At 67.0% G+C, this 6,182-nt stretch carries 6 protein-coding genes and 1 pseudogene; 3 read left to right on the top strand and 4 right to left on the bottom strand.

Going from position 1 to position 6,182, the window contains the following annotated elements; all coding sequences use genetic code 11:
• A pseudogene (locus GSF22_RS29260) lies at positions 1–1,096 on the top strand (transcriptional regulator); the annotation flags it as partial.
• Positions 1,097–1,321: 225 nt separating this feature from the next.
• On the opposite strand, the gene GSF22_RS29255 reads toward GSF22_RS29260, so the two are convergent.
• Positions 1,322–1,939 (bottom strand): hypothetical protein, encoded by a 618-nt coding sequence (locus GSF22_RS29255; RefSeq protein ID WP_208817143.1) that lies wholly within the window; start codon positions 1,937–1,939, stop codon positions 1,322–1,324.
• A 303-nt stretch (positions 1,940–2,242) separates the two neighbouring features.
• Between GSF22_RS29255 and GSF22_RS29245 the strand changes: the two genes are divergently transcribed.
• Both GSF22_RS29245 and GSF22_RS29240 read left to right on the top strand, forming a co-directional pair.
• Entirely contained in the window at positions 2,243–2,755 is a 513-nt protein-coding gene (locus GSF22_RS29245; RefSeq protein WP_244454338.1) for a hypothetical protein, read from the top strand.
• A 239-nt stretch (positions 2,756–2,994) separates the two neighbouring features.
• Positions 2,995–3,687, top strand: a complete 693-nt coding sequence (locus GSF22_RS29240) for a toll/interleukin-1 receptor domain-containing protein (protein WP_208817142.1) — start codon at positions 2,995–2,997, stop codon at positions 3,685–3,687.
• Positions 3,688–3,867: 180 nt separating this feature from the next.
• Here the strand turns inward: GSF22_RS29240 and GSF22_RS29235 are convergent, their stop codons facing one another.
• From GSF22_RS29235 to GSF22_RS29225, 3 genes are read right to left on the bottom strand one after another with little or no spacing between them, the layout of a single operon-like run.
• Complete coding sequence (locus tag GSF22_RS29235; RefSeq protein WP_208817141.1) at positions 3,868–4,716, bottom strand: phosphotransferase enzyme family protein; 849 nt, start codon at positions 4,714–4,716, stop codon at positions 3,868–3,870.
• Complete coding sequence (locus GSF22_RS29230) at positions 4,709–5,362, bottom strand: histidine phosphatase family protein (protein WP_208817140.1); 654 nt, start codon at positions 5,360–5,362, stop codon at positions 4,709–4,711. The genes GSF22_RS29235 and GSF22_RS29230 overlap by 8 nt, the downstream gene beginning before the upstream one ends.
• Positions 5,363–5,376: 14 nt before the next feature.
• Complete coding sequence (locus tag GSF22_RS29225) at positions 5,377–6,120, bottom strand: phosphotransferase (protein ID WP_208817139.1); 744 nt, start codon at positions 6,118–6,120, stop codon at positions 5,377–5,379.
• Positions 6,121–6,182: the final 62 nt, after the last annotated feature.

The raw sequence follows: 6,182 nt of genomic DNA, 5'->3' as shown, positions 1-6,182 counted from the left end.
GCTCCTCATCACCGAAAGCCCACCCGCGCAAGCACGCCGGCGCACCACGATCGCCCTCACCCTCGGCCGCGATCTCCACCTGTCCGCACTGCTGCTCGGCGAACAGCCCGACGGCCCCACCATCACCGTCACCACCGACGGACACAGCACCGTCGTGTCCGGCCAACCGGCCGAACCGATACCACCGCGCCTACCCGTACTCGACCCCGACACGGCGATCCAGATCCTCACGACCCTGCGCGAAGCACAGACCGGCGAACCAGACGACACCACGACCCGACCCATACCGCTGCACGTCAGTCGGACCAGCAACGAGCCCACCACACCCACCACGCAGGACCACACCGGCAAAGCGCGCCTGCGGGTACTCGGACAACCGCAGATCACCAACATCACCGCACCCGGCCGACCCCTGCGCGCCAAAGCCCTCGAACTCGCCGTGTTCCTCGCCTGCCACCCCGACGGAGTCACCACCCGGGAAATCGGCGAGTACCTCGAACCCGACGCCCGCCTCAGCCAAGCCGACCAACGCGTCCACACCAACGCCAGCAACCTGCGCCACGTCCTCGGCCGCGCCGGCACCACCGACACCAGGAACGCCTACGTCGTCAAGACCGCCGGCCGCTACCGACTCGACCCGGCCACCGTCGACGTCGACCTGTGGACACTGCGCGACCTGATGCGCACCGCCACCATCGCCACCGGCCCACGCCGACGCGAACTCCTCACCGCTGCCTGCGACCTCTACACCACACCCCTCGCCGACGGCCAGGACTACGAATGGCTCCCACCCCACCGCGAAACCATCCGCCGCTGGGGCACCGAAGCCCACCTCCTCCTCGCCGACGACCTCCTCGACACCGACCCACACGCCGCATCCGACCTGCTCGACAAAGCCATCCGACTCGACCACTACAACGAAGCCCTCTACGTACGCGCCATGCACGCCCGCCACGCCCTCGGCGACCCCGCCGGCATCAAGACTCTGCTGCGCGCCCTGACCAAAGCGTTGGCCGACATCGACGCCGAACCCCGAGAAGACACCGTCGCCCTGGCCGCCCGACTGCTCGCCAACACCGACGCGACCAGCCGCTGAAGCAGCGTCACGCCGCAAACAGGAACACCTCAGCAGACAACGAGCCGTGACCCGCACGGCAGAGGCACAAGCTCGGCGCACCGGAGATCGCCGAGGACCCGACCGGCCTGGCGGCGATCCACCCACACGTCATTTCAGCCGATCAGCGTGTGCGCGTGGACAGCCCAGTCACATCGTCGATGATTCCTCGCCCTGAACAGGAGGACGGAGCAAGGCGACACACCCTCACTCGCCACAGACCGATGGTGGCAGCCCGTAAATACCGGTCACAGTCACCGCGACATCGTCGATCATGGTGGGATCGACGCTCCAGCGACCAGCCATCGCCATCACATCGGACTCGGACGGTGTCGTATCGAACCAAACATCCCACTGCTCGTCCGACCAGTGTTCCCACCCGGGCTCCCGGTCGCGTATGCCGATGTCGAACTCGATCTCGTCGGCTGTCGGATCGCCGAGAAACAGCGACACCTCGTCGCGCTCTCCGACATAGCAGTACGCCCGCAGCAGCTCACCGTCCAGGGCCCGGGCCCAAGCGTGGTAGTCCGGGACCCGCTCGTTGGCGAAGAACTGCACCTCGCCCAGATATCGGCTCAGCTCCGTGAGCCAATCGGCGAAAGGCGGCTCGGTCGCGTCGAACCCCGCCGGGATGTGCACCCGGCCGTGGGCGAGGGTCCAACCTGGTACCGACGCGGTCACGTACACGCCGTGCCGGTATGCCCGATCGGTGCCGTCGGCCCAATCGAGGACACGCCGGTCACGTAGGTCCAGCGCATCCGCGACCTGATCAGGCGTTCGGTCCCGGACCGCCAGCCACGACGTCTTGTAACCGAACCCCGCCACGCCGCCATGATTCCAGAAGCCCGCTCACCGCTGCACCGAGGAATCCGAACCTGCCGCTGAGCGCGTCTTTCGCGCGGAACCCGGCTCCACAGGGCCAGCGCGGTCCGGAGCTTCTGCGGTAACGGCGCACCGGGACCTCACCTGGTTGCACGCTGCGGGCCTGGTGGGCCGGCAGCGGGCGGCGGAGGGCCGGGCCCATACCTGGTGGTATCGGATCGCCGAGGAGGCACCGCTCTGCTAAGCCGTGATCTGGTCGCGTCGGGGCGGTCGGTGCCGTTGCGTCTGGGTGAGCGGGACTGGGGCGTGGCACGCTACCTGATATTCCTGCCGCTGCTGGCCGTATCACGGCAGGACCCGGGCCGGTGCGGGCTGTTCCAGTGGTTGACGACGTTGGACACGTCGGTGTGGCTGCGGGAGCGAGGGCTGGCGCATTTGCGCGCCGACGGGTACGGGGTGTGGCTGGAGGACGGCCGCTGTGTATGGTCCCTGGTGCACGTCGATCCGGGCCCAGTCGGCGAGGTGGTCGCCGAACGGGAGCGGTCCACTGCCGGGCTCGGTGCGGTTCTGGCCGGCTATCGGCGCACGGATCCGGTCGTGCCGGGCGGCGCGGTGCTGGTCATCGCTTACGACGCCGCCCGGGAGACCAACCTGCTCGCTGACCTGGAACCGGCCGTTACGGGCATCGGTCGCGGTCACCGCCGTCGACCTCCTCCACCAGCACTGGCCCCACGAACAGATGTGGAGGACTCCGACCACGGGCACCGCACGTCGCCGGTTGATCGACCTCTCATTTCCGTCCGAACTACCCCGGAATGAGTTGAACCAGATGAGACCGTCATGAAGGAAGCGGCGCGAGACCTTCGTGCGGGTCTGGTGCCGCCCCATTGCTAGGACCGGCAGATGTAGCCGTTCATGGTCCCGGCGGACGGCCTGCCATCGTGACATTCCGTTACCAAGGAACTGGCATCCACTCGTCTAGCGTATCGGGATTTGCCGATGCATGGTTGAGGTGGTCCGGACAGACGGGATTGGCGGGTCGTTCCTATAGTGAAGTCATGCGATGTACAGCACCCAGTCGGGGCCACCGCACCTCCAGCGGTGCCGCCGCATGTCCCGTCCATGGCCGATCGTCGTACCGGTCCTACCCGTCCCCGTCCAACTACGCTTCGTCAAACCCGTCCCGCAGCGGCGGCGGAAGCGGGTCCTCCGGTGGTGGCGGTGGCAGTCGGTCGGCGCGGCCTCGGTGGTCGCCAGCTAACTCGCCCGTTGCCTATACCTCCGAAGAGGTCGCGGCGCTGGACCGCTATCGCAGCAAGGTCGAGGCGGTAGGACCTCGAGCCAAGTCGTACGACCTGTTCCTCTGTCACGCCTGGGACGACCGGCGTGAGACCGCGACTGAACTGCATAACCTCCTCGAAGCCGAGGACGTATCGGTCTGGTTCAGTGAGAAGGACATCATCCTTGGCCAGCCGTTCATGCGGGAGATCGACAAGGGTCTGGCCAAGACGCGCATCGGTCTCGTGCTCATCACGCCCGCACTCCTCAGGCGCGTCGATAGCGGCGGGGTGTCCGAGAAGGAGCTCTCGGAACTGCTGTCGCGTGACCTGCTGATCCCTGTCGCGCATGGGGTCACCTACGAGGAGATTCGGTCGGTCAGCCCGCTCCTCGGCTCTCGCAACGGGCTGAGCACAGAGGAGGACTCCCTGGAGAACATCGCCAAGAAGATCGCCGAACTGATTGCCGTGTAACGTCCCGGCGCTACTGGACGAGTCTCCAGCATTGCCTTCATGGTGATCAGGAGGCAGAGTGTCGTGGGTCGGGTCAGGACCGGGCTTGCGTATCGGCTGCGCGTGGGGGACTGGCGTCAGAGGGGTAGCTGTTCCAAGGGAACCACGCATTGCTGTATGAAGCCCTCATCGCGCAATCGATTACATAGATGGTCTCGCATAGGAAGGATCCGGCTGCCAGTCACGTGGCCGTTCGGCTCGCGGTCGATGGGCATGTTGCGCCAGGCTTGTGAGGAAGTCGAGATGGATGCAGTGCTCCAATACTGCGTTGTCGACCGCGCTGAGCTGGTCATATTCGTCGAAGAAGCTCGCGCGTAGGTCTGGGCGGTGGTGCCAGATGCGAGAGGCGAGTCGTACGAGGTCGCGGGCGGGTAGGTCGTAGCGGCTGTGCTCGAAGTCGATCATCCTGACCGCTCCGTCGTCGCTGTAGATCATGTTGCGGGGCATGAAGTCGAGGTGGCACGGAAGGGCGGGCAGCGGCGCCAAGTCTCGGAGAGCTCGCATGTGCGCGCGTAGCTCGGCCCGGCGGGCGACGGTGACGCGGTCCCCGGCCTGGTGGATCCAGTACTCGGCGCGTTCTGCGAGCCAGGCCGTCCAGTCTGGTTCGAGGCGGGGTGGTCCAGCGGCGTGCAGTGTCTTGAGCAGCTGTCCTGCCTGCCGGTAGGCGCTCTGCTCGGCCTCGGGGTCGAGCTGCCGCTCATTGAGCGGGACTCCCGCTACCGCGGTGATGACGATGGCTGGCGGGTCGTCGGTTGTCGCGAGCAGTCGGGGTGCCCTGTCTCCGAGGGCAGGAACCCAGGTCCGGTATGCGTGGACTTCCTGGTGGTGTCGTTCCAGGCTGCGTTGGATCTTGACAACGATGTCTCCATGAGCGGCCGTCGAGGCACGGAGCACGCGAGTGCCGGCGTGCCCGGGGTGCGAGGTCACGGACTTGGCGTCGGCGTCGAGGAGGCGTTGGCAGAGCGCGAGGTGAACGTTGACGTCAGTCATGGCGGGGGCGGAGGTGTCGGGTGTCGTTGTGGCTGACGAGTTGCCAGATAATGCGGCCGAAGCGGTTGGTCGGTCGCTGCCACCGCGCGAGCGAGGCATGGTCGGTGACGAAGCCGAGTCGGAGGCAAGCATTCCGGGGAAGGCCGAGGAGCAGATTGTGGGCCACTTCGACGGTTTCGCCGTGGGCGGCGATGAGGATTCGTTCGCCATCGTGACGGGCGAGGATCTTCTGCAGTGCTGCGGTCGCCCGGTAGAGGTACTCGTTCCACGTCTCGGAGCCGGAAGCGTACTGGCGGTCTGGGCCGTGCTGAGGCGGCCCCTGGAAGGAAGTCTTGACGTCGACCCAGGGTCGGCCGTCGGCGTCGCCGTGGTTAGGGCCGCGGAGGTCCGGGTCGATGGTGGCAGGCAAGCACAGGGTTCGGGTGATGATCTCGGCGGTCTGGGCTACGCGGAGTCGAGGTGTGGTGTAGAAGGCGGTATAGGGCTGTTGGGCGTGCTCGGCGGCCAGGCGAGCAGCGAGTTGTTCCGCCTGGTTCCGGCCGAGATCGGTGAGGCCGGTGCAGCCCTGTTTGCCGCCGACGATTCCGGCGACGTTGCAGGCGGCTTCGCCATGGCGGGCGATGACGAGTTCGGTTGTCGGGGCCATTCGGGGGTTCCTTCTCAGTTCAGTTCGGTGAGAAACGGGTCGGGCCAGGGCCGGACGGTGGGCCAGGGGTGCCGGTAGCCGTTGCGGCCGAGATATCGCAGAGTCAGCAGGTGGTGTAGCTCGGCGTACCGTTTCAGGTCGGCCAGGCTGCAGAGCTGGGGTGCGACAGCGAGGCGGTAGGCGCGAAGACAGCGAGTGATCGATCGGTCGGCGAGGCGGCCGTAGGTCATCGATGCGGTGACCAGGAGGCCGGCTAGGTCGTAGCCGAAGGGAGCGAGTGTCAGGTCGTCGAAGTCGATGACGGCGACCTCGTTGCGGTTCGCAAGGTAGTTCCGAATGTTCGGGTCCTTGTAGAACGTCACGGGCTCCCCGGGTCTGCCGAGTACGGCGTCGATGACCGGTCCGTGGATGCCCGCTGCGGTTGCGGCGTGGTGTAGCGCCGCCTGACGCGGGCTGGCGAAGCCGGGGATCACGAGGCCGGTCGAGGTTGTATGGGGTCGATCGAGGCGGGCGGCCCGAAGCTCATCTCGGTGTGCGGCAGCGTGAAGGCGGCCCAGGGCTGCTGCGACTCGCGGAAGATCTTCGACGCCGGGTGCGCGCCCCGACAGCCGTTCGAACACGAGATGCCGGGCACCCCGGGCGACAAGCGCGGGCAGGCGTACGCCGGAGCCCAGTCCGGCCAGCCAGGCGTGGTGGGCGGCAGCGGCGACGCAGCGATCCGGGTCGTCGTACCGTTTGACGAAGATCGCGCCGTTCATCGCCGCACCGCTACGGCGTAGCTGACGGTGGATCGGGTTATGTAGGGCGGGGCGGGCAGTTG

It is taken from the genome of Micromonospora echinofusca, assembly GCF_017614955.1.
GTDB lineage: Bacteria > Actinomycetota > Actinomycetes > Mycobacteriales > Micromonosporaceae > Micromonospora > Micromonospora echinofusca_A.
Note: the sequence above shows the minus strand (reverse complement) of the source record. Positions and strands in the feature narration are given on the sequence as shown.

What these genes read in the sequence shown, in the direction of transcription:
- GSF22_RS29240 (WP_208817142.1), top strand. Translation starts at nt 2,995, where the DNA reads ATGCGATGTACAGCACCCAGTCGGGGCCACCGCACCTCCAGCGGTGCC.
- GSF22_RS29225 (WP_208817139.1), bottom strand. Translation starts at nt 6,120, where the DNA reads ATGAACGGCGCGATCTTCGTCAAACGGTACGACGACCCGGATCGCTGC.
- GSF22_RS29230 (WP_208817140.1), bottom strand. Translation starts at nt 5,362, where the DNA reads ATGGCCCCGACAACCGAACTCGTCATCGCCCGCCATGGCGAAGCCGCC.
- GSF22_RS29235 (WP_208817141.1), bottom strand. Translation starts at nt 4,716, where the DNA reads ATGACTGACGTCAACGTTCACCTCGCGCTCTGCCAACGCCTCCTCGAC.